Below are 19343 nucleotides of genomic sequence, written 5' to 3' on the forward strand. Positions count from 1 at the left end.
GCGGGTGCCGACAAGCGGCCTTGCTTAGTACCCCCTGAGCTGAGCCAGCTGCGCTGCGTGATAGTTCGCATCGCCGAGCAGCTCCTCACAGACGCGGGCGCGCTTCATGAAGAAGCCGATGTCGAACTGGTCGGTCATGCCCATGCCGCCATGCATCTGCACGCCCTCCTGCACCGCGCGGGTCGCGGTCGCCCCCGCGCGGGCCTTGGCGACGGCCACGGCGGCCGTCGCGCCGGCGGAATCGGCGTCGAGCGTCTGCAGCGCCTTCAGCACCGCGGCGCGGGTGATCTCGATCTCGATATAGAGCTGCGCGGCACGGTGCTGCAGCGCCTGGAATTCGCCGATGGCCTTGCCGAACTGCTTGCGCTCCTTGAGATAGGCAACGGTGCGGCCGAACACCTCCTCGCTCAGTCCCACCATCTCGGAGGCCACCGCGCCCCGGCCGAGATCGAGTACGGCGCTGAGCGTGGCAGCGCCACCATCGACATCGCCGAGCACGTGATCCGCGGTGACCTCGACGTTGTCGAGCGTCACCCGCGCGGCGTTGTGCGCGTCGACCATGATGGTGCGTTCGATCGCCACGCCCTTGGCCTTGGGATCGACCAGCAACAGCGTGAGGCCATCGCGATCGCCAGGCGAGCCCGCACTGCGCGCGACGACGAGCAGGAGATCAGCGACGTGGCCGTCGACCACCATCGCCTTGGCGCCGTTCAGTTTGAAGCCGTTGCCGGAGCGCACGGCCTGCAGGGCGGTGTGCAAAGGACGATGCTTGGCGCCTTCGTCGAGCGCCAGCGCGGCGAGCAGCGCGCCGCTGGCGATCTTCGGCAGATACTCGGACTTCTGCGCCGCCGAGCCGGCGCGGGCGAGCGCCGAGGCTGACAGCACCGACGTCGCCAGAAACGGCGACGGCATCAAGGTGCGGCCGATTTCCTCCATCACGACGCCGGCTTCGACCGCGCCGAGGCCGGAGCCGCCGTGCTCCTCCGGCACGAGCAGTCCGGCAAAGCCCATCTCGGCGAAGGTGGCCCAGAGCTGGCGCGAGAAGCCGGTCGCGTCGCGATCATCGCGCAGCTTGCGCAGGTGCGCGATCGGTGCGTGATCGCTGATGAGGCCGCGCGCGCTGTCGCGCAGCATGGATTGTTCTTCGGTGAGGAGGAGAGGCATGGGAGATCCCGTTGCAACGATGGCAATCAATTTTGGTCTTGTCATTCCGGGATGGCCCGAAGGGCCAGGCCCGGAATCCATACTCACGATCGTGGTTATGGATTCCGGGCTCGCCGCGTCGCGGCGCCCCGGAATGACGGCGTGGGTGCGAACTACGCCCCCGGCAGATCGAGGATGCGCTTGGCGACGATGCCGAGCATGACCTCGGAGGTGCCGCCTTCGATCGAGTTGGCCTTGGTGCGCAGCCAGGCGCGGGGACGCGCGCCTTCGTGGGAGCGCTCGCTCTCCCATTCGAGCGCGTCGATGCCGCCGGCCGCCATCAGCAGCTCGTGGCGGCGCTTGTTGAGCTCGGTGCCGTAGTACTTCATCGCCGACGAGAACGCCGGATGCCCCTGCCCCGCCTTGGCGAGATCGACCATGCGCTCGGCGGCGGCGGCAAGCGCGGCCTCGTCGACGTCGAAGGTCGCGATATCGGCACGTAAGAGCGCGTCGTCGAGCCGCCCCTGCGCATCGCTGCCGACGGTGTCAGCCGCGACCTGGCCGAGCGGCCGGCTGCCGCCGCGCTCGCCCATGCCGGAAATCATCGCGCGCTCGTGCTGCAGCAGGTACTTCGCAACGTCCCAACCACGGTTGACGGTACCCAGCACGTTCGCCTTGGGCACGCGGACATTGTCGAAGAAGGTCTCGCAGAATGGCGAGCGGCCGGAGATCAGGAGGATCGGCTTGGTCGACACGCCCTTCGACGTCATGTCGAACAGGATGAAGCTGATGCCGTCATGCTTCTTCGCCGCCGGATCGGTGCGCACCAGGCAGAAGATCCAGTCGGCGTAGTTGGCATAGGAGGTCCAGATCTTCTGGCCGTTGATGATGTAGTCGTCGCCGTCGCTTTCGGCCCGCGTCTGCAAGGAGGCGAGATCGGAGCCGGCGTTCGGCTCGGAATAGCCCTGGCACCAGCGAATGAGGCCGGCGGTGATCTTCGGCAGGTGCTCGCGCTTCTGGTCGTCCGTGCCGTATTTCAGCAGCGCCGGCCCGAGCATTGAGATGCCGAACGAGGTGATCGGCGCGCGCGCCCCGATCGCCGCCATCTCCTGGCGCACGATCTTGGCCTCCTCGCCGTCGAGACCGCCGCCGCCATATTCCCTGGGCCAGTGCGGTACGGTCCAGCCCTTGTCGCGCATGCGCTCGAACCAGATGCGCTGCGGCTCGGAGGAGAATTTCGCGTTGCGGCCGCCCCAGAACGTGTCCTCCTCGGAGGTCATCGGCCGGCGCATCTCCGGCGGACAATTGGCCTCGAGCCAAGCGCGCGTTTCGCGGCGGAATGTGTCGAGATCGGCCATGTCTGGTCCTCGCGCGTTTCCATGATTGCTGTCGTTGGGGAGACCTAACCTCAGCCATCCCCGGAATTCAACATCGATGTCGCCGCACGGCGCAACGGCGTCGCCTCCGACCTCGCCTTATCAGGCGTTCTATGGTCATGATGCCGCCGCGTGAAATACGAGGAAACGAACATGCGCCTGAAACTTCTTTCGCCTGGCGAAATGAGCGCCGACCAGCGCCAGACCTATGACGAGTCGATCGCCAGCAAGCGCGGCTCGCCGCCGCCGCCGATGATGGCCTGGCTGAACAGCCCGGAGATGGCGCGGCACGCGACCCGGCTCGGCGCCTTCCTGCGCTACGACACGGTGTTTCCGGCAGCACTCTCGGAGATCGCGATCCTGGTGACGGCGCGGCATTGGACCGCGCATTACGAATGGTACGCGCATAAGCGTCTGGCGCTGGCCGGCGGGCTCGACCTGGAGATCATCGAGGACATCCGCGACCGTCGCACGCCGGAATTCTCCGATCCCAAGGCACAGATGATCTACGACGTCGCCAAGTCGCTGCATGAGGGCCATGGACTGACGGATGCGCTCTACAAGGAAGCGATCGCGCTGCTCGGCGAACGCGGCCTGGTCGAGATCATCGGCCTGTGCGGCTACTACACGATGGTGTCGATGACGCTGAACGCGTTCGAGTTCGACCTGCCGGAGGGCGAGGTGTCGGAGTTGAAGTGAGAAGCGCGTGAGCTGCGATGCGCCGCTGTCGCCACGATGCCGGTGCACTCCCCTCCCCCTTGCGGGGAGGGGTCGGGGGTGGGGGTCTCCGGGCGCTGCGCGAAGTGAGGTGCGACCTTATCAATCTGCACTGCTATCGGCTCTCAAGGCTGGGCATCCACCGCTCGGCCGAGCGAGAGACTTTGATCCTTGTAATCTGAGAGAGCACGGTTCGTGGACCCCCACCCCCGCCCCCTCCCCGCAAGGGGGAGGGGAGCGCACCGTGGGTGCGGCGCGACCTCGTTACTACTACGCCCGTTTTAGTCAGCCCGCCGCTGCCTCGCGCCGCTTCGACGACCACACCAGTGCAAGCACGCACAATCCCAGCAGCACCGGCGGGAACACCACGAGGTTCACCGCCGACCAGCCGAAATTGGCGAGCAGTTGGCCCGAGGAGAACGAGCCCAGCGCCATCAGGCCGAAGATCAGGAAATCGTTGAACGCCTGCACCTTGTTGCGCTCGGCGGATGTATGTGTCTCCAGCACCAGCGCGGAGGCGCCGACGAAGCCGAAATTCCAGCCGACGCCGAGCATGACCAGGGTGGCCCAGAAGTGCATCGCGGTCAGGCCCGACAAGCCGATGACGGCCGCGACCGCTTCAAGCCCCAGGCCCACCGCGACGATGGCAGGCGCACCAAAGCGCGCGATCAGCGATCCCGTGAAGAAGCTCGGGCCGTACATCGCCACGATGTGCCATTGCAGGCCGAAATTGGAATCCGACACGGTGAGCCCGCACATCTGCATCGCCAAAGGTGCCGAGGTCATCACCAGGTTCATCACCGGATAGGCGATGGTGCCACACAGGGCAGCTGCGATGAAGCGCGGCTGGCGCACGATCTCGGACAGCGGCCGGCCGCCATGGAGATCGGCAGCTTCAGGCTTCGGCAGATCGACGCCGGCGACGATCCCCATCGCGACCAGCGCGACCGCCGCCTGGACCAGATAGCTGAATGCGAACAGATAGGGTTGCCAGACGTCCATGGTCCATTGCACGAGCTGTGGACCGAGCAGACCGGCGAAGATGCCGCCCGCCATCACCCACGACACCGCCTTGGGCCGGAACGTCGCGCTGGCGCCATCGGCCGCCGCGAAGCGATAGGATTGCGCGACGGCGCCATAGACGCCGCCGAGGAACGTCGCCAGGCAGAACAGTGCGAACGAGCCGCGCAAGATGGCGAGGCAGCCGAGCACGCCGGTGACGGCGCCGCAGCCGGTACCGATCAGGAAGGCCGCCCGGCGGCCATAGCGGCGCGAGATCGCGCCGGTCGGCAAGGTGCCGGCGGCGAGGCCAACGACGTACATCGAGATCGGTACCGTCGCGAGCCCGATGTTCGGGGCAATGGTGACACCGACGATCGCGCCGGTGGCGAAGATCACGGCCGAGTTGGCGCCGGTCAGCGCCTGGGCGGCCGCGAGCCGCGCCACGTTACGGCGAGCGCGGGCATCATCGGAGGTGTCTTCGCTCACGGTCAGATCGATCATCTCAGGTATCCGGAGGCGTGGGGCGCACGCTCCCGCCTTGCTGGTTCAGCCGCACTATTGCGGGAAGCGCGCGCCCGAGGCAACGGGCGCGAACGGAGACAAGCCATGCGGCAGCGAACGCGCCACGGAGCGTGATTCGACACTCCCGACCTGCCCGGCTAATCAAGCCGGCTGTATTCTCGCGTCAACGGCGCCCGCGGAGCTTGAGCCATGTCAATCGACGATCGTCCGACCATCGCGGCGCCCGATGACGATCCGTATCTGTGGCTCGAGGAGATCGACGGCGAGCGCGCGCTCGCCTTCGTCGCGGCGCAGAACCAGCGCACGCTCGCCGCGTTCGGCGATGCGGCCTTCGAACGCGACCGCGACACGCTGGCCGCCATCTTGGATCGGCCGGACAACGTCCCGTTCGTCAGCCGCCGCGGCGGGCTGCTGTACAATCAATGGAAGGACGCGGCGCATCCGCGCGGCTTGTGGCGGCGCACGACGATGGCGGAGTTCCGCAAGGCGCAACCGCAATGGGAGGACCTGCTCGACATCGACCGACTCGCTGCCGACGAAGGCGAGGACTGGGCGCTGAACGGGGTCTCGAGCCTGCCGCCGGCGCATGAGCGCGCCGTCCTGAGCCTGTCGCGGGGCGGCAGCGACGCCGTGGTGCTGCGCGAGTTCGACATCGCGACGAAGCGCTTCCTGACGGGCGGCTTCACGCTCTCGGAGGCCAAGGGCGGCGCCGCCTGGCTCGATGCCGACACCCTGCTGCTGGCGAGCGCGTTCGGCGTGGGCATGGCGACGCCGTCGGGCTACGCGCGGACGGTGCGGCGCTGGCGGCGCGGCCAGCCGGTCGAGCAGGCGGAGGTGATCTTCGCCGCCGAAGGCAGTCAGTCGACATGGGTGCATGTCGGTGTCGATCGCAGCGTCGCGCCGGCGCGGGTGTGGTTTGCCGAGGGCATCGACTTCTTCAACCAATATCTATGGCTCGGTGACGGCGGCGGGGCGCGGACCAGGCTCGACCTGCCGACCGACTGCTGGATGTCAGCGCATGGCGACTGGATGGCCATCAAGCTGCGCCAGCCCTGGACCGTCGGCGAGGTCACCCATCCCGCAGATGTGGTGCTCGGTCTCCAGCTCTCAGCATTCCTTGCCGGGCGCCGCGATTTCACCCGCGTGTTCGAGCCCGCGCCGCGACGCGCGCTGCAGGGCCTGTCCTGGGCCGGCGACCGGCTGGTGCTGTCGATCCTCGACGAGCTCAGGGCAAGGTTCGAGGTGTGGACGCCGTCACCGGGGGAGTGGAGCTGCGAGCGGCTTCCCGGCCTGCCGGAGATCGCGACGGTGGACGTCTGGCGTCTCGACACCGACGAGGCCGAAAGCAACGGCGACCTGCTCGCCAACATCCAGGATCCGCTGACGCCGCCGTCGCTGCTACTGATCGAGGGCTTGGCCGCGCCGATCGTGCTGAAGCAGGCGCCTCGCACCTTCAGCGCCGAGGGGCACGTCGTCACGCGACACGAGGCGATCTCGGTGGATGGCGAGCGTATTCCCTACACCCAGACCGGGCCGGCCGAGCTGACAGGCGACGCGCCGGTGCACATGAGCGCCTATGGCGGCTTCGGTCACACGCTCCGTCCGGCCTACAATGCGGCGCTGGGCAAGCTGTGGCTCGAGCGTGGCGGCACGCTCGTGGAGGCCAACATCCGCGGCGGCGGCGAGTTCGGCACCGCCTGGCACGATGCCGGCCGCTATGCGGGCAAGCGGCTCGCGCATGATGATTTCGCCGCGGTCGCCGCCGACCTCGTCCGCCGCGGCGTCACGGTGCCGAAGCGCATCGCGGCGCAAGGCGGCTCCAATGGCGGCATCCTGATCACCAACATGCTGGTGCGCTACCCCGAGCGCTTCGGCGCCTTGTTCTGCACCATCCCGCTGATCGACATGCGCCGCTACACCAAGCTGCTCGCCGGCGCGAGCTGGATCGCCGAATATGGCGATCCCGACAGCGACCAGGATTGGAGCTGGATGTCGACCTACTCGGCCTATCACACCGCAACGCCCGGCCAGCCCTATCCGCCGATCCTGATCGCGACCACGCGGCGCGACGATCGCGTCCATCCCGGCCACGCGCGCAAGATGACCGCCAAGCTGCAGGCCATGGGCTACGACGCCTGGTTCTACGAACCCGCCGCCGGCGGCCATGGCTACGGCACCGACAACCGTGAGCGCGCCAGCTTCATCACGCTGGGCACGCGGTTTCTGGCGCGGCATGTCGGGCTGGAGGCGAAGTGAGCGGCCCATCTTCCGTCATTGCGAGGAGCGAAGCGACGAAGCAATCCAGAGTCCCAACGCGACCCTGGATTGCTTCGCTTCGCTCGCAATGACGGAGATCGGCGAGGCGCCGTCGCAAACCTACGAAGTCCGACCGAACACCAGGATCATGTTGTTGGCGGGCATTTCCATCGTCTCGCGCAAGGCGAGCCCGTGGCGCGCGGCGAGCGCCTCGAGGTCGGCGATGTCGCGCACGCCCCAGTCCGGATCGCGCTCGCGCAGCGACGTGTCGAACACGGCGTTGCTGACCGCCGTGTGCTTGCCGTCGCGCTTGAACGGGCCGTAGAGCACCAGTGCGCCGTCCGCCGACAGCGCCTGCCCGGCGCCGGCGAACAATCCCTCCGCCACCGACCACGGCGCGATGTGAATCACGTTGGCGCAGAAGATCGCGGCGAGCTGCGACGGCCCGCCCGCGGCGCGGAACGCCGCCGGCCAGCCGGGATCTGACAGGTCGATGCGCTGGGCATCACGGATGTTGGACAACCCGGCATGGCTGCGCCAAGCCGCAATGCTGGCGAGGTGGTTGGCGTTGAGATCGCTCGGCCACCACGTCAGGTCCGGGCGCTGCGAGGCGAAATGCACGACGTGCTGGCCGGTGCCGCTGCCGGCCTCCAGCACGTCGCCGGTCTTGCCCGCCAGCAGCCGTTCCAGCACCGCCCAGATCGGCTGGTGGTTGCGGTGGAACGCGGCCGCGTCCAGCCGTCCGTCCGGTTCCACCGGCCGGCCGTCCCGGCCGAACTCCACGACATATTCCGCCATGACCATTCTCCCGGCCGCCCCATGGACGGCCCTCGTTAACCGCGTTGCGGCGGCCACCATAGCTGCATTGTCAGCCGATGGTCTTTATGCTTTGCAGCTCTTATATTGCCGAGATCACCGAGACGTCGGAACTCCACCTTGATCACACCTGTCCTGCGTACCGCCCTGGCGATGGGGCTCTCGCTCGCCATGTCCATGGCCGCTCACGCCCAGTCCGGTGCCGTCGACGGCCAGAAGCTCGCCTTCGACCGCGGCAAGGGCAACTGCCTGACCTGCCACGAGATCAAGGGCGGCGACCTGCCGGGCTCGATCGGCCCGAAGCTGGAGAACCTCAAGGCGAGATACGACCGCGCCGAGCTGATCGCGATTCTCAACGACGAGACCAGGCGCAATCCGCTGACGGTGATGCCGCCGTTCGGCCGCAACCGCATCCTGACCGAGCAGGAAATCAGCGCCATCGTCGACTTCCTGCAGACCCTCTGATTCCGTTTGGAGACCGCCATGACTGCCTCGTTCGGCCCGTTGGCCCACCGCCGCCTGTTCCTGAAGGGCGCCGGCCTCGTCGCGCTGATCGGCCTCGGCAACGCCGTGCTGCACGCGACCCCCGTGTTTGCCGCGACCAATGACAACAAATATCCGGAAGACGCCTTCAAGCAGAAGAATGCCGGCGACGCGGTCAAGGCGCTGTACGGCCGCGACCACGAAGCGTCCGACAAGATCAAGCTGGACGCGCCGGAGATCGCCGAGAACGGCGGCGTGGTGCCGATCGCGGTGACGACGTCGCTGCCGAACGTCACCTCGATCGCCTTCATCGTCAGCGAGAATCCATTCGCGCTGGCGGCGTCGTACCACATCCCCGAGGGCACCGTGCCCGCGGTGGCGAACCGGCTCAAGATGGCCAAGACCTCCAACGTGATCGCGCTCGTCGAATCCGGCGGCAAGCTCTATAGCGCGACCAAGGAGGTCAAGGTCACCGTCGGCGGCTGCGGCGGCTAAGGTCAGGAGATCATCATGGCATCGAGCATCCGCGTCCGCGCCGTCCTGAATGGCGACATCGCCGAGGTCCAGACACTGATCCAGCACCCGATGGATACGGGCCTGGTCAAGGACGCCAAGGGCGAAGTGATCCCGGCGCACTACATCCAGCAGGTCACCTTCGTGCACAAGGACAAGACGGTGTTCCTGGCCGATTGGGGCACCGCGGTGTCGAAGGACCCCTATGTCAAGTTCGCCTTCAAGGGCGCGGCCAAGGGCGACGAGCTCAAGGTGAGCTGGGTCGACAGCAAGGGCGCGACCGACAGCCTGACGGCGACGATCCAATGAGGGCGCCGCGCCTCGCGCTGACCGTGGCGGCCGCGCTCGCTCTCGGCGCCTCCGGCGTCGCGGCCGCGGACAAGCCGAACCCGGCCGCCGACGCCAAGGCGTTCCAGGATTACTTCGTCAAGAAGTTTCCGAAGGTGGCGTTCGACGATTTCGTCAACGGGCCGTATTCGATGAACGCCGACATGCGCAAGCAATGGGAGGAGAAGGAGCAGTTTCCGCCCTACGAGTTCGCGCTCGATGCCGGCAAGGAGATGTTCGCCAAGCCGTTCAAGAACGGCAAGACCTATGCCGACTGCTTCCCGAACGGCGGCATCGGCATCCGCCAGACCTATCCCTATTTCGACGACAAGGAAGGCAAGGTCATCACCCTCGAGCTGGCGCTGAACCGCTGCCGCGAGGCCAATGGCGAGCAGCCCTACTCCTACGTCAAGGACGAGATGGCATCGCTGACCGCCTACATGGCGTACACGTCGCGCGGCAAGCGCTTCGACATCAAGATCCCCGACGACCCGCGTGCGCTCGAGGCCTTCGAAAAGGGCAAGGAGTATTTCTACACCCGCCGCGGCCAGTTGAACTTCTCCTGCGCGAGCTGCCACGTGCAGAGCCCGGGGGAGCGGATCCGCGCCGAGATCCTGGCGCCGGCGCTCGGCATCCTCAACGCGATGCCGATCTACCGCTCGGAATGGAGCGGCATGGGCACGATCAGCCGGCGCTTCGTCACCTGCAACAGCCAGACACGCGCCGTGCCGCTGGAGCCGCAATCGGACGAATACCGCAACCTCGAATATTACCTGTCCTACGTGTCGAACGGCCTGCCGGTTTCAGGACCTGGAGCGCGGCCATGAAAAACGTCACGACAGCAAGCGTCATGAAAAAGATCGTGTTCGCCATGATGGTATCAGCGGTCGGCGCCGGCTCCGCGCGGGCCGCGTCGGAGGCCGACTATCTCGCGGCTGTCGCGGCGGCCGAGAGCGCCAACAAGGAAGCCGGACGTCTGCGCAACCAATGGACCGTGACCCAGGCCGCACTCACCGCTGCGAAGAAGGCAGCGGATTCCGGCAATTTCGATTCTGCGCTGAAGTCGGCGCAGGAGGCCGAGGCGCTCGCCAAGGCCTCGGTCGTCCAGGCCACCAGCGAGAAGCAGCGCTGGAAGGACATGGAGATCCGCTAGAGCATGATCCGGAGAAGTGGCAACCGGTTTTCCCTCGCGACGAACGCCGAAGGCGTTTGTGGAGATCATGCTCAAACAAAGGGATGGATCATGATGCGATTCCGTGGAATCGCATCATGATCTAGGACGCGAGCCATGATTCGGCGCCGGGACTTTCTGAAGGCATCAGTTGTCGCCACGCTCGCCGCGCCGGCGTTGCTGCGCAGCGCCTGCGCCGCCGACACCGTCAGCCTCTACGACATCGAGAAGTTCGGCAACGCGCGCATCCTGCACATCACGGACACGCATGCGCAACTTCGCCCGCTGTTGTTCCGCGAGCCCAGCGTCAATCTCGGCATCGGCGAGATGTGGGGACGGCCGCCGCATCTGGTCGAGCGCGCCTTCCTCGACCGCTACGGCATCCGGCCCGACAGCGCCGAGGCCTATGCATTCACCTCGTTCGAGTTCGAGAAGTACGCCGTCCGCTTCGGCCGGATGGGTGGATTCGCGCATCTGAAGACCCTGGTCGACAAGCTGCGCGCCGATGCCGGCGACCATCGCTCGGTGCTGCTCGATGGCGGCGACCTCTGGCAGGGCACCGGGCTCGCCAATGCGATGCGCGGCGCCGACATGGTGAGCGCCGCCAACCTGCTCGGCATCGACGCCATGACCGGGCATTGGGAATTCACCTATGGCGAGGAGGCGCTGCGCACCAACCTCGCCCGCTTCAAGGGCGAATTCCTGGCGCAGAACGTGTTCCTGACGGAGGAGGCGGCGTTCAACGACGCCAAGGCGTACGATCCCGGATCGGGCCGCGTGTTCAAGCCGGCCACCATCAAGGAGATCGGCGGCGCCCGTATTGCCGTGATCGGCCAGGCCTTTCCCTACGTGCCGATCGCGCATCCGCGCCGCTTCACGCCGGACTGGACGTTCGGCATCCGCGAGGAGGAACTGCAGAAGCTGGTCGATGGCCTGCGCGGCGCCGACAAGGTCGATGCCGTGATCCTGCTGTCGCACAACGGCATGGATGTCGACCTCAAGCTGGCGAGCCGCGTCACCGGCATCGACGTCATCCTCGGCGGCCATACCCATGACGCGGTTCCGCAGCCGGTCGCGGTCAGCAATTCCAAGGGCGCAACGCTCGTCACCAATGCCGGCTCCAACGGCAAATTCCTCGCCGTGCTCGATCTCGACGTCGGCAAGGGCCGCGTCGCCGATGCGCGCTACCGGCTGCTGCCCGTCTACTCGGAGCTGCTGAAACCGGACCCGGCGATGCAGGCGCTGATCGATCAGACGCAGCAGCCGCAGGTCGCGGCCTGGAGCGAGAAGCTCGCGACGTCCGACCGGCTGCTTTACCGGCGCGGCAATTTCGAAGGCGCGACCGACGACCTGATCTGCGCGGCGCTGCGCCGCGAGCTCGATGCCGAGATTGCGCTGTCTCCCGGATTCCGCTGGGGTCCGACCTTGCTTGCGAACCAATCCATCCTGCTCGAGGACGTGCTGGCGCAGACCGCCATCACCTATCCCGAGACCTATGTGCAGCGGATGTCCGGCGCAGAGATCAAGGACGTGCTCGAGGACGTCTGCGACAACCTGTTCAACGCCGACCCCTATCTGCAGCAGGGCGGCGACATGGTGCGAACCGGAGGGCTATCCTACCGCTGCGCGCCCGCCGAGCCGATCGGCCGCCGCATCTCCGATCTCACGCTCGACGATGGCCGGCCGCTGGACGCCCGCAAGAGCTACAAGGTCGCCGGCTGGGCCTCGATGAACGCGCAGGACGGCAAGCCGGTGTGGGACGTGGTGGCCAACCACCTGCGCAACGGCCAACTGGTGCTGGTCGGAACGAACAAGGTCACGCTCTCGGGTGTCGACGGCAATCCCGGATTTGCATCGCAGTCGTGACAGCGGATTGCGCGATGCAATCCGACCTACCGAGCGTTCGCCGCATTGGTGACATCGGGCCGGTCGTGCTAATGCCACGATGATCCAGATCGGAAGGAGGCGCTGATGATCTTCCGCCAATTGTTCGACAGCGTCTCCGGCACCTACAGCTACATCCTCGCCAGCCGCAGCGGCGGCGAGGCCGTCATCATCGATCCCGTGCTGGAGAAGGTCGAGCGCTACTGCCAGCTTTTGCGCGAGCTCGATTTGCGCCTGGTGAAGGCCGTCGACACCCACCTGCATGCGGATCACGTCACCGGCCTCGGCGCTTTGCGCGACCGAACCCATTGCGTCACCATCATGGGCGAGCAGACCAAGGCCGACGTGGTGGCGATGCGTGTCAGCGAGGGCGACCGGATCGCCATCGAGGGCATCAGCCTGGAAGTAATGTACACGCCCGGGCACACCGACGATTCCTATAGTTTCTCGCTGGGCGACCGCGTCTTCACCGGCGACACGCTGCTGATCCGAGGGACCGGCCGCACCGATTTCCAGAACGGCGATGCGCGGCAGCAGTACGACTCCATCTTCAACAAGCTGCTGCGGCTGCCCGACGACACGCTGGTCTATCCCGCACACGACTACAAGGGCGACACCGTCTCCACGATCGGCGAGGAGCGCCGCTACAATCCGCGCCTGCAGGTCAAGTCGGTCGACGACTACGTCGCGCTGATGGCGAATCTGAAGTTGCCGAACCCGAAGATGATGGATGTCGCGGTGCCCGCCAACATGCGCGTCGGGCTGCATCAGGAGGAGTTGGCGAAGCGGGGCCTGTCGCTGTCGGCACGCGAGGCGATCGAGTGCCTGGGACGCCCCGACGTGCTGCTGGTCGATTTGCGCGAAGCCGCGGAGCGCGCCAAGCACGGCACGCTGTCCGGCGCACTGCACGCGCCCTATCCTGCGATCGAGGACAATCTCAAGCCGGGCGGCATGCTGCGCGAGGTCGCCGCCGCCACCGGCCGCCGCATTGTGTTCTTCTGCGCCTATGGCGAGCGCTCGGCGATGGCGGTGCAGACGGCACAGGCGGCGGGGCTGGCGAATACGGCGCATATTGAAGGCGGGTTGGACGCGTGGAAAAAGGCCGGCGGGCCGGTGGTGCCGTAGGAGGTCACGCTCTCCCACCTTTCGGCAGCCCTTGGCGGCGCCCTCACACTCCGCTGTCGTCCCGGGCAAGCCCGCGGACGCGAAGCGTCGGTGGACGCCGACCCGGGACCGATACCGCGTGATCTGTCTTGAGGCAGGCTGCACGTTGAACCTGCATCGCAACAAACATCCGCCGGTGGTTATGGATCCCCGTGTGCGGGGATGACACCGAGGTTGACGATGCGGAGTGGCTCCCTCAGCGCGGATGCATGCAAAGCCGGCACCCTGCCGTGTTTCCTCTACCCCAGCCCGCAAACGCCGGCCGCGGCGCGCAGGTGCCATGCGCGGGCGTTCATGGACAATGAACCGCATTCCGATAGTGTGGCGTTGTGTCGCGCGCGCCCCTGATTTCGGGAGCATCGGCGGTTTGCCGGCAACGCGCCCTCCTTTCCATCGCTGACGCCGGGGGCCAACGGATCGACCATGGCTGACGTTCTCGCCGCACCGCAACATGCTCCGGTCCGGACCGCCTCGCCGCTGCGCACATTGGCGCTGATCTCGCTGGCGCACTGGGTCAGCCATCTGCACATGCTGGTGCTGCCGATGCTGTTTCCCTACCTGAAGGAGAAGCTCGGCGTCGGCTACATCGAGCTCGGCTTTCCGCTCACCGTGTTCGCGGTCGTCTCGGCCCTGACCCAGGCGCCCGTCGGCTATCTGGTCGACCGCGCCGGCGCCCGCCGCATCCTGCTGATCGGCCTGACGCTCGGTGGCCTGTCGCTGGCGATGCTCGGCGTCTACCTGAGCTATGCCAGCCTTGTCGTCTCGGCGGTGCTGCTCGGCCTCGCCAACGCGGTCTACCATCCTTCCGACTACGCGCTGCTGGCCGCACACATGGAAGAGAAGCGCATGGGCCGCGCGTTCGGTGTGCATACCTTCGCCGGCTATCTCGGCGGCGCCGTCGCGCCCGCCGTGATGGCGGCGCTGGTCACCACCGTCGGCGGCTCCGGCGCGCTGATCGCAGCCGGCCTGGTCGGACCGCTCGCCGCGCTGCTGCTGCTCGTCGGCAACGTGCCCGAGGTGCCGCCGCATCCGCATCACACCAGCGCCGACGGCAGCAAGGTCAAACAGCCCAGCCTGCTGACGCCGATGCTGATGCTGCTGACCGTGTTCTTCATGCTGCTCAGCCTGTCCAACGCCGGCATCGCCAGCTTCGGCGTTGTCGCGCTCATGAACGGCTACGGCATCTCGTTCTCGACCGCCAACATCGCACTGACCGCGTTCCTCGGCGCCAGCGCCGTCGGCGTGCTCGCCGGCGGCCAGCTCGCCGACCGCATCCGCCATCACAACCTGGTCGCGGCCGTCGCCTATGCGATCAACGCCGTGCTGGTGCTGATGATCACTTTCATCAACCTGCCGACCGTGCTGCTCACGGCGATCATGCTGGTTGCGGGCTTCATGAGCGGCGTGATCGCGCCGTCGCGCGACATGCTGGTGCGCAATGCCGCCCCGCCGGGTGCCGCCGGCCGCGCCTTCGGCATCGTGTCGACCGGCTTCAACTTCGCCGGCGTGGTCAGCCCGCTGCTGTTCGGCTGGATCATGGACATGAACGCGCCGCGCTGGGTGTTCGGCGCCTCCGTCGTGTTCATGCTGCTGACGATCGTGCTCGCGTTCTTCACCGAGCCGAAAAAGGCCAAGGCGTAGCAGTCTTCGTAGGGTGGGCAACGTGAAGCATGCCCACCGTCCGCCAGAAATCACCGCTGAGAATGGTGGGCGCGCGCCGCCTTGCCCACCCTACGGCGCTCGCGTCACCTGCGCCGGCGCAACGCTGCTGCCTGATCCCCGCGTGTTGACATCATCGCCTTCCCGCCGATGATGCGGCCAACAACAACACCCGGGGAAGACACGCCATGACGCAGCCAGATCTCGTGATCCGCGGCGGAACCGTTGCCGATGGCTCGGGCGGCGAACTCTACGAAGCTGATGTGGCGATTGCGGACGGCCGTATCGTCGCCGTCGGCAAGGTCAATGCGACCGGCCGGGAGGAGATCGACGCGCGCGGCAAACTCGTGACACCAGGCTTCGTCGACGTTCACACCCATTACGACGGCCAGGTGACCTGGAGCCAAGACATCTCGCCGTCGTCGCAGAACGGCGTCACCACCGCGATCATGGGCAATTGCGGCGTCGGCTTCGCGCCGTGCCGGCCGGCCGATCATCAGCGCCTGATCCAGTTGATGGAGGGCGTCGAGGACATCCCCGAACCGGTGCTCGAAGCCGGCATTCCCTGGGAATGGGAGAGCTTTCCGGATTACATGGAGTGGCTCGGCAAGCGTGAATTCGATCTCGACATCGGCGCGCAGCTGCCGCATGCGGCGCTGCGCGTCTATGTCATGGGCGAGCGCGGCGCGCGCCGCGATCCGGCCACCGCCGACGACAACCGCGCCATGGCGGCGCTGGCACGCGATGCGGTCAACGCCGGCGCGCTCGGCTTCTCGACCTCGCGCACGCTCAACCATCGGACATCGACCGGTGACTACACGCCGACGCTCAAGGCCGGCGAGGACGAGTTGACGACGATCGCGCAGGCCATGCACGGCGCCGGCCGCAGCGTGCTGCAATTCGTGCTCGACATCTCCACCATCCACGAAGACCTGCCGATGATGCTGCGCATCGCCGACACGACGAAATGCCCGATCTCGTTCTCGGTGACGCAGAACGACCGCGCGCCGCAACGCTGGCGGCAGACGCTGGCCGAAATCAACGCCGCCGCCGCGCGCGGCCTGTCGGTGACGGCGCAGATCGCGGCGCGCCCGGTTGGACTGCTGCTTGGGCTGGAGTTGTCGCGCAACCCGCTGCAGACGCATCCGAGCTACCAGGCGATCGCGCATCTGCCGCTGGATGAGCGAGTCGCGCGGATGCGCGATCCGGAGCTGCGCGCGGCCATCCTGGGCGAGCAGGCCAGCGCGACCGACGACCCGCTGTTCTTCAAGCCGAACTACGACAAGATGTATCTGCTCGGCGATCCGCCGGACTATGAGCAGCCGCCGGAGCGGTCACTCGGCGCCCAGGCCCGCGCGCGCGGCTGTCGTCCCGAGGAACTGGCCTATGACGCGATGCTCACGGACAGCGGCCGCGGCATGCTCTACGTGCCGTTCCTCAACTATTCCGACGGCAATCTCGATGCCACCTACGAGATGCTGCGCGACCCGCGCAGCGTGCCCGGCCTCAGCGACGGCGGCGCGCATTGCGGCATCATCTGCGATGCCAGCTTCCCGACCTATCTGCTGACGCACTGGACCCGCGACCGCAAGCGTGGCGACAGACTGTCGATTCCCTTCGTCGTCGCCGCGCAGTCGCGCAAGACCGCGCTCTCGGTCGGCCTCGACGATCGCGGCCTGCTCGCACCGGGCTACAAGGCGGACGTCAACGTGATCGACTACGGACGGCTGCACCTGCATCCGCCCAAGGTACATTACGACCTGCCGGTCGGAGGGCGCAGACTGATGCAGGAGGTCGACGGCTATGAGGCGACGATCGTGTCGGGCGTGGTGACGCGCCGCCACGGCGAGGCCACCGGCGCACGCCCGGGACGGCTGGTCAGGGGGGCGCGCCAGCTGAGCTGAGACGTCAACTGGCCGCGGCGACTGTCTCGGCAAGCCTTGCAAGCTCGGCTTGCGCGGCGGGATGCTCGTTGAACCAGGGTGGCAACGAGCGCAGCGCGATCTCGAGTGCCCTGCCGGCCTCGTCTTTGCGGCCGTGCAGGAGATGCCACTCACCGATGTAGAAATAGGCTTCAGCCTGTTCTGGAGCCGTTGCCGCCGCGTTCAACAGCTGCTGCGCCGTCGAACGCTCCATGAGAAGATCGAACACAGGCCAGGGCCACTGCCCCGCCGCCCAGTACGCAGCGAAAGAAGCGAGATCTGGCTTGGCGCGCCCCGGCAACCGAGCCAGCGACAGGTAACGAAACAGGGCCGCATAGGGCTCGAACTGGAGCGCGAGCGATCGTTCCATGTCAGCTGCCGCGGCTTCGAACCTGCCGCGGCAGAACTGAATATAGCCACGTCCCCGATGCATGACCGGGTCTTTGGGCGCGAGGCCGACTGCTGTCGTGCTCTGGGCGATCGCGCGATCCAGATCGCCCTTCACATGATGAAGGTACGCGAGTTCACCATGAGCCGCCGCGAGCCTGGGCTCGAGCGCGAGAGCGCGCGTCTGGTCGTCAATGGCGCCGTCGAAGTCGCCGAGGAATTTGCGTGACACGCCGCGGGCGCCGTAGGTCTGCGCGTTGGGCTTGAGCTTGAGCGCGAGACCAAAATCCTCGATCGAGCTGGCGTAGCTGCCCATGCCCTGGAGCGCCACGCCGCGATTGTGGTAAGCGTAATGGTTGCGCGGGTTGAGCTGAACCACCTTGCTGAAGTGGAAGATGGCGCCCGAGAAGTCCTCGATCGTCAGGCATCGCACGCCGCGCCAGTACTGCAGCATATGAGAGAACAGGCGCATCATGCGGGACCTCACGCGGGTGAATGCGAGGCCGCCTCCTGATGACCCCGGGCGGGGGTTGTATCACGCAAATTCCGGCGCCACACCCTGCTGCGCCTGCAGGCGGGCACGCTCGCTGTTGGGCCAGAGCAGCGCCAGACCCAGCAGGCCGGAGATCACCATGATGACAGCATTGATGGTGAAGCCGGACATGTAGCCTTCGAGCAGGCTGCCAGAGGCCTGGATCATCTTGCCCATCACGAGGGGCGCAACGATGCCGGCGAGCGTATAGAGCGCGCCGTAGATCGCCATGGCGGCGCCGCGCTGCGTGACCGGGGTGAACTCGCCGATCATCGGCGGGCAGACGACGTAGATCGAGCCGCACAATCCCGATCCGACCACGAGCAGTGCGATCTTTGCCGAAGCGGCGTCGACATGCGGCATCATCGCCATCAGCCCGCCGCCGATCACGAGCGGCGTCGCGCCGACCACGCCACGGGCCATGCGCGTGGAGACGCCACGCGCCATCAGCGTCTGCGACACAAAGCCCGTGGTCAGCACCACGCACGCGCCGAAGATCCAGGGCAGGATCGAGATGAAGCCGGCCTGCTGCTGCGAGAAGCCGAGGCCTTTCACCAGGAACGGCGTGAACCAGGTCAGCCCGAGCGACAGCGCCCAATAGGCGCCGAAGGTCGCGGCGACGCAGCCGACGAAGGTCCGCGACGTCAGCAGTTGCAGATAGGGAACGCGCCGCTCGCGCAATCCGGCGAGCTCGACCTCCGCCAGCGGCCCTTCCTTGCCCAGCCACAGCCACGCCACGCTCCACATCAGCCCGACCACGCCGAGTGCGCCGAAGGCATAGTGCCAGCCGTGATTCACGATGATCCAGTTCAGCGCGGGCACGGCGAGGATGACGCCGAAGGCGGATCCCTGTGACAGGATCGCGGTCGGCATCGCCCGCTTCTCATCGGGGAACCATTTGTAGACCGCGTGAACGGCGACGGACGCCGCGGGACCTTCGCCGGCGCCGAGAATGATGCGGCAGATCAGCAGCGTGGTGAAGCCGACGGTGCCCACCATCGGGAATTGCGCGAGCGCCCAGATCAGCGCCAGCACCAGCAGCACCCAGCGCGTCGGCACCTTGTTGACGACGAAGCCGACGACGATCGCCGAGATCGAGAACAGGAAGAAGAAGGATGATCCAAGCAGGCCGAACTGCTCGGCGTTCAGATTGAGCTCGGTCATGATCGGCACGCCGGCGAGCCCGACCACGATCTTGTCGGCGAAGTTCACCAGCATGAACAGGAACAGCAGGAAGGTGATCTTCCAGGCGCCTTTCGGTGTCGCGCTTGCGCGGGATGTGCCCTTCAGCGTCGTTGGCGCGGCCATGGTCCTTCCCCATTCTGTCATGATCCGCCCCTGTCGTCCGGGCGTTTTGACGATGCTACCCACGAAGCGGCTTCGCAGGCAACCGGCTGGCGCGCTAAGTTATTGCTGCAACGCGGGAATCCGCCCTCTTGGGCTGCATCGCGATACCCTCGCAACCTGAT

The 19343-nt window shown here is 66.8% G+C and carries 17 protein-coding genes; 11 read left to right on the top strand and 6 right to left on the bottom strand.

Going from position 1 to position 19343, the window contains the following annotated elements:
- Positions 1-24: 24 nt before the first annotated feature.
- On the bottom strand, positions 25-1164 hold the full coding sequence (locus tag QW861_RS21605) for an acyl-CoA dehydrogenase family protein (protein ID WP_316193464.1): 1140 nt from the start codon (positions 1162-1164) through the stop codon (positions 25-27).
- Positions 1165-1316: 152 nt separating this feature from the next.
- Entirely contained in the window at positions 1317-2501 is a 1185-nt protein-coding gene (locus QW861_RS21610) for an acyl-CoA dehydrogenase family protein (RefSeq protein WP_316193465.1), read from the bottom strand.
- A gap of 171 nt (positions 2502-2672) precedes the next feature.
- Between QW861_RS21610 and QW861_RS21615 the strand changes: the two genes are divergently transcribed.
- Positions 2673-3218 carry a carboxymuconolactone decarboxylase family protein gene (locus QW861_RS21615; protein WP_315751173.1) on the top strand — a complete coding sequence of 182 codons (546 nt, stop codon included), beginning with the start codon at positions 2673-2675 and terminating at the stop codon, positions 3216-3218.
- Between the two features lie 303 nt (positions 3219-3521).
- Here the strand turns inward: QW861_RS21615 and QW861_RS21620 are convergent, their stop codons facing one another.
- Positions 3522-4739, bottom strand: coding sequence for an MFS transporter (locus QW861_RS21620; RefSeq protein ID WP_315751172.1), 1218 nt, complete (start codon positions 4737-4739; stop codon positions 3522-3524).
- A gap of 210 nt (positions 4740-4949) precedes the next feature.
- On the opposite strand from QW861_RS21620, the gene QW861_RS21625 reads away from it, so the two are divergent.
- A complete protein-coding gene (locus QW861_RS21625; protein ID WP_316193466.1) occupies positions 4950-7016 on the top strand; it encodes a prolyl oligopeptidase family serine peptidase in 2067 nt (688 codons plus the stop codon).
- Between the two features lie 120 nt (positions 7017-7136).
- On the opposite strand, the gene QW861_RS21630 is transcribed toward QW861_RS21625, so the two are convergent.
- Positions 7137-7814, bottom strand: a complete 678-nt coding sequence (locus QW861_RS21630) for a DUF938 domain-containing protein (protein ID WP_315827934.1) — start codon at positions 7812-7814, stop codon at positions 7137-7139.
- 189 nt (positions 7815-8003) lie between these two features.
- Between QW861_RS21630 and soxX the strand changes: the two genes are divergently transcribed.
- The 9 genes from soxX (at position 8004) to QW861_RS21675 (ending at position 16937) form a co-directional block, all read left to right on the top strand.
- Complete coding sequence (gene soxX / locus QW861_RS21635; protein WP_315717170.1) at positions 8004-8297, top strand: sulfur oxidation c-type cytochrome SoxX; 294 nt, start codon at positions 8004-8006, stop codon at positions 8295-8297.
- Between the two features lie 18 nt (positions 8298-8315).
- Positions 8316-8810: a thiosulfate oxidation carrier protein SoxY gene (gene soxY, locus QW861_RS21640; protein ID WP_315717085.1), complete on the top strand. Its 495-nt coding sequence runs from the start codon at positions 8316-8318 to the stop codon at positions 8808-8810.
- Between the two features lie 15 nt (positions 8811-8825).
- Entirely contained in the window at positions 8826-9137 is a 312-nt protein-coding gene (gene soxZ, locus QW861_RS21645; protein ID WP_315717084.1) for a thiosulfate oxidation carrier complex protein SoxZ, read from the top strand.
- Positions 9134-9982 carry a sulfur oxidation c-type cytochrome SoxA gene (soxA, locus tag QW861_RS21650; protein ID WP_316193467.1) on the top strand — a complete coding sequence of 283 codons (849 nt, stop codon included), beginning with the start codon at positions 9134-9136 and terminating at the stop codon, positions 9980-9982. Before soxZ ends, soxA begins: the two co-directional genes overlap by 4 nt.
- A 23-nt stretch (positions 9983-10005) precedes the next feature.
- Positions 10006-10308: a hypothetical protein gene (locus QW861_RS21655; protein ID WP_409977916.1), complete on the top strand. Its 303-nt coding sequence runs from the start codon at positions 10006-10008 to the stop codon at positions 10306-10308.
- Between the two features lie 135 nt (positions 10309-10443).
- A complete protein-coding gene (soxB, locus tag QW861_RS21660; protein WP_315717081.1) occupies positions 10444-12192 on the top strand; it encodes a thiosulfohydrolase SoxB in 1749 nt (582 codons plus the stop codon).
- 105 nt (positions 12193-12297) lie between these two features.
- The gene (locus tag QW861_RS21665; protein ID WP_315751165.1) at positions 12298-13335 is read left to right on the top strand and encodes an MBL fold metallo-hydrolase; all 1038 of its coding nucleotides are present in this window, start codon (positions 12298-12300) and stop codon (positions 13333-13335) included.
- Between the two features lie 462 nt (positions 13336-13797).
- A complete protein-coding gene (locus QW861_RS21670; protein ID WP_315751164.1) occupies positions 13798-15015 on the top strand; it encodes an MFS transporter in 1218 nt (405 codons plus the stop codon).
- 206 nt (positions 15016-15221) lie between these two features.
- Positions 15222-16937, top strand: a complete 1716-nt coding sequence (locus QW861_RS21675) for an N-acyl-D-amino-acid deacylase family protein (RefSeq protein ID WP_315751163.1) — start codon at positions 15222-15224, stop codon at positions 16935-16937.
- Positions 16938-16941: 4 nt separating this feature from the next.
- Here QW861_RS21675 and QW861_RS21680 read toward each other — a convergent pair whose 3' ends face one another.
- Both QW861_RS21680 and QW861_RS21685 read right to left on the bottom strand, forming a co-directional pair.
- The gene (locus QW861_RS21680; protein WP_315751162.1) at positions 16942-17817 is read right to left on the bottom strand and encodes a tetratricopeptide repeat protein; all 876 of its coding nucleotides are present in this window, start codon (positions 17815-17817) and stop codon (positions 16942-16944) included.
- Between the two features lie 60 nt (positions 17818-17877).
- A complete protein-coding gene (locus QW861_RS21685) occupies positions 17878-19182 on the bottom strand; it encodes an MFS transporter (RefSeq protein WP_315717076.1) in 1305 nt (434 codons plus the stop codon).
- Between the last annotated feature and the right edge of the window lie 161 nt (positions 19183-19343).

The organism is Bradyrhizobium sp. SZCCHNRI1029 (genome assembly GCF_032487555.1).
Lineage (GTDB): Bacteria > Pseudomonadota > Alphaproteobacteria > Rhizobiales > Xanthobacteraceae > Bradyrhizobium.

Coding starts and splice junctions, on each gene's coding strand:
- QW861_RS21605 (WP_316193464.1), bottom strand. CDS start 1,164: ATGCCTCTCCTCCTCACCGAAGAACAATCCATGCTGCGCGACAGCGCG.
- QW861_RS21680 (WP_315751162.1), bottom strand. CDS start 17,817: ATGATGCGCCTGTTCTCTCATATGCTGCAGTACTGGCGCGGCGTGCGA.
- soxA (WP_316193467.1), top strand. CDS start 9,134: ATGAGGGCGCCGCGCCTCGCGCTGACCGTGGCGGCCGCGCTCGCTCTC.
- soxZ (WP_315717084.1), top strand. CDS start 8,826: ATGGCATCGAGCATCCGCGTCCGCGCCGTCCTGAATGGCGACATCGCC.
- soxB (WP_315717081.1), top strand. CDS start 10,444: ATGATTCGGCGCCGGGACTTTCTGAAGGCATCAGTTGTCGCCACGCTC.
- QW861_RS21615 (WP_315751173.1), top strand. CDS start 2,673: ATGCGCCTGAAACTTCTTTCGCCTGGCGAAATGAGCGCCGACCAGCGC.
- QW861_RS21655 (WP_409977916.1), top strand. CDS start 10,006: ATGAAAAAGATCGTGTTCGCCATGATGGTATCAGCGGTCGGCGCCGGC.
- soxY (WP_315717085.1), top strand. CDS start 8,316: ATGACTGCCTCGTTCGGCCCGTTGGCCCACCGCCGCCTGTTCCTGAAG.
- QW861_RS21625 (WP_316193466.1), top strand. CDS start 4,950: ATGTCAATCGACGATCGTCCGACCATCGCGGCGCCCGATGACGATCCG.
- QW861_RS21630 (WP_315827934.1), bottom strand. CDS start 7,814: ATGGCGGAATATGTCGTGGAGTTCGGCCGGGACGGCCGGCCGGTGGAA.
- QW861_RS21670 (WP_315751164.1), top strand. CDS start 13,798: ATGGCTGACGTTCTCGCCGCACCGCAACATGCTCCGGTCCGGACCGCC.
- QW861_RS21685 (WP_315717076.1), bottom strand. CDS start 19,182: ATGGCCGCGCCAACGACGCTGAAGGGCACATCCCGCGCAAGCGCGACA.
- soxX (WP_315717170.1), top strand. CDS start 8,004: ATGTCCATGGCCGCTCACGCCCAGTCCGGTGCCGTCGACGGCCAGAAG.
- QW861_RS21675 (WP_315751163.1), top strand. CDS start 15,222: ATGACGCAGCCAGATCTCGTGATCCGCGGCGGAACCGTTGCCGATGGC.
- QW861_RS21610 (WP_316193465.1), bottom strand. CDS start 2,501: ATGGCCGATCTCGACACATTCCGCCGCGAAACGCGCGCTTGGCTCGAG.
- QW861_RS21665 (WP_315751165.1), top strand. CDS start 12,298: ATGATCTTCCGCCAATTGTTCGACAGCGTCTCCGGCACCTACAGCTAC.
- QW861_RS21620 (WP_315751172.1), bottom strand. CDS start 4,739: ATGATCGATCTGACCGTGAGCGAAGACACCTCCGATGATGCCCGCGCT.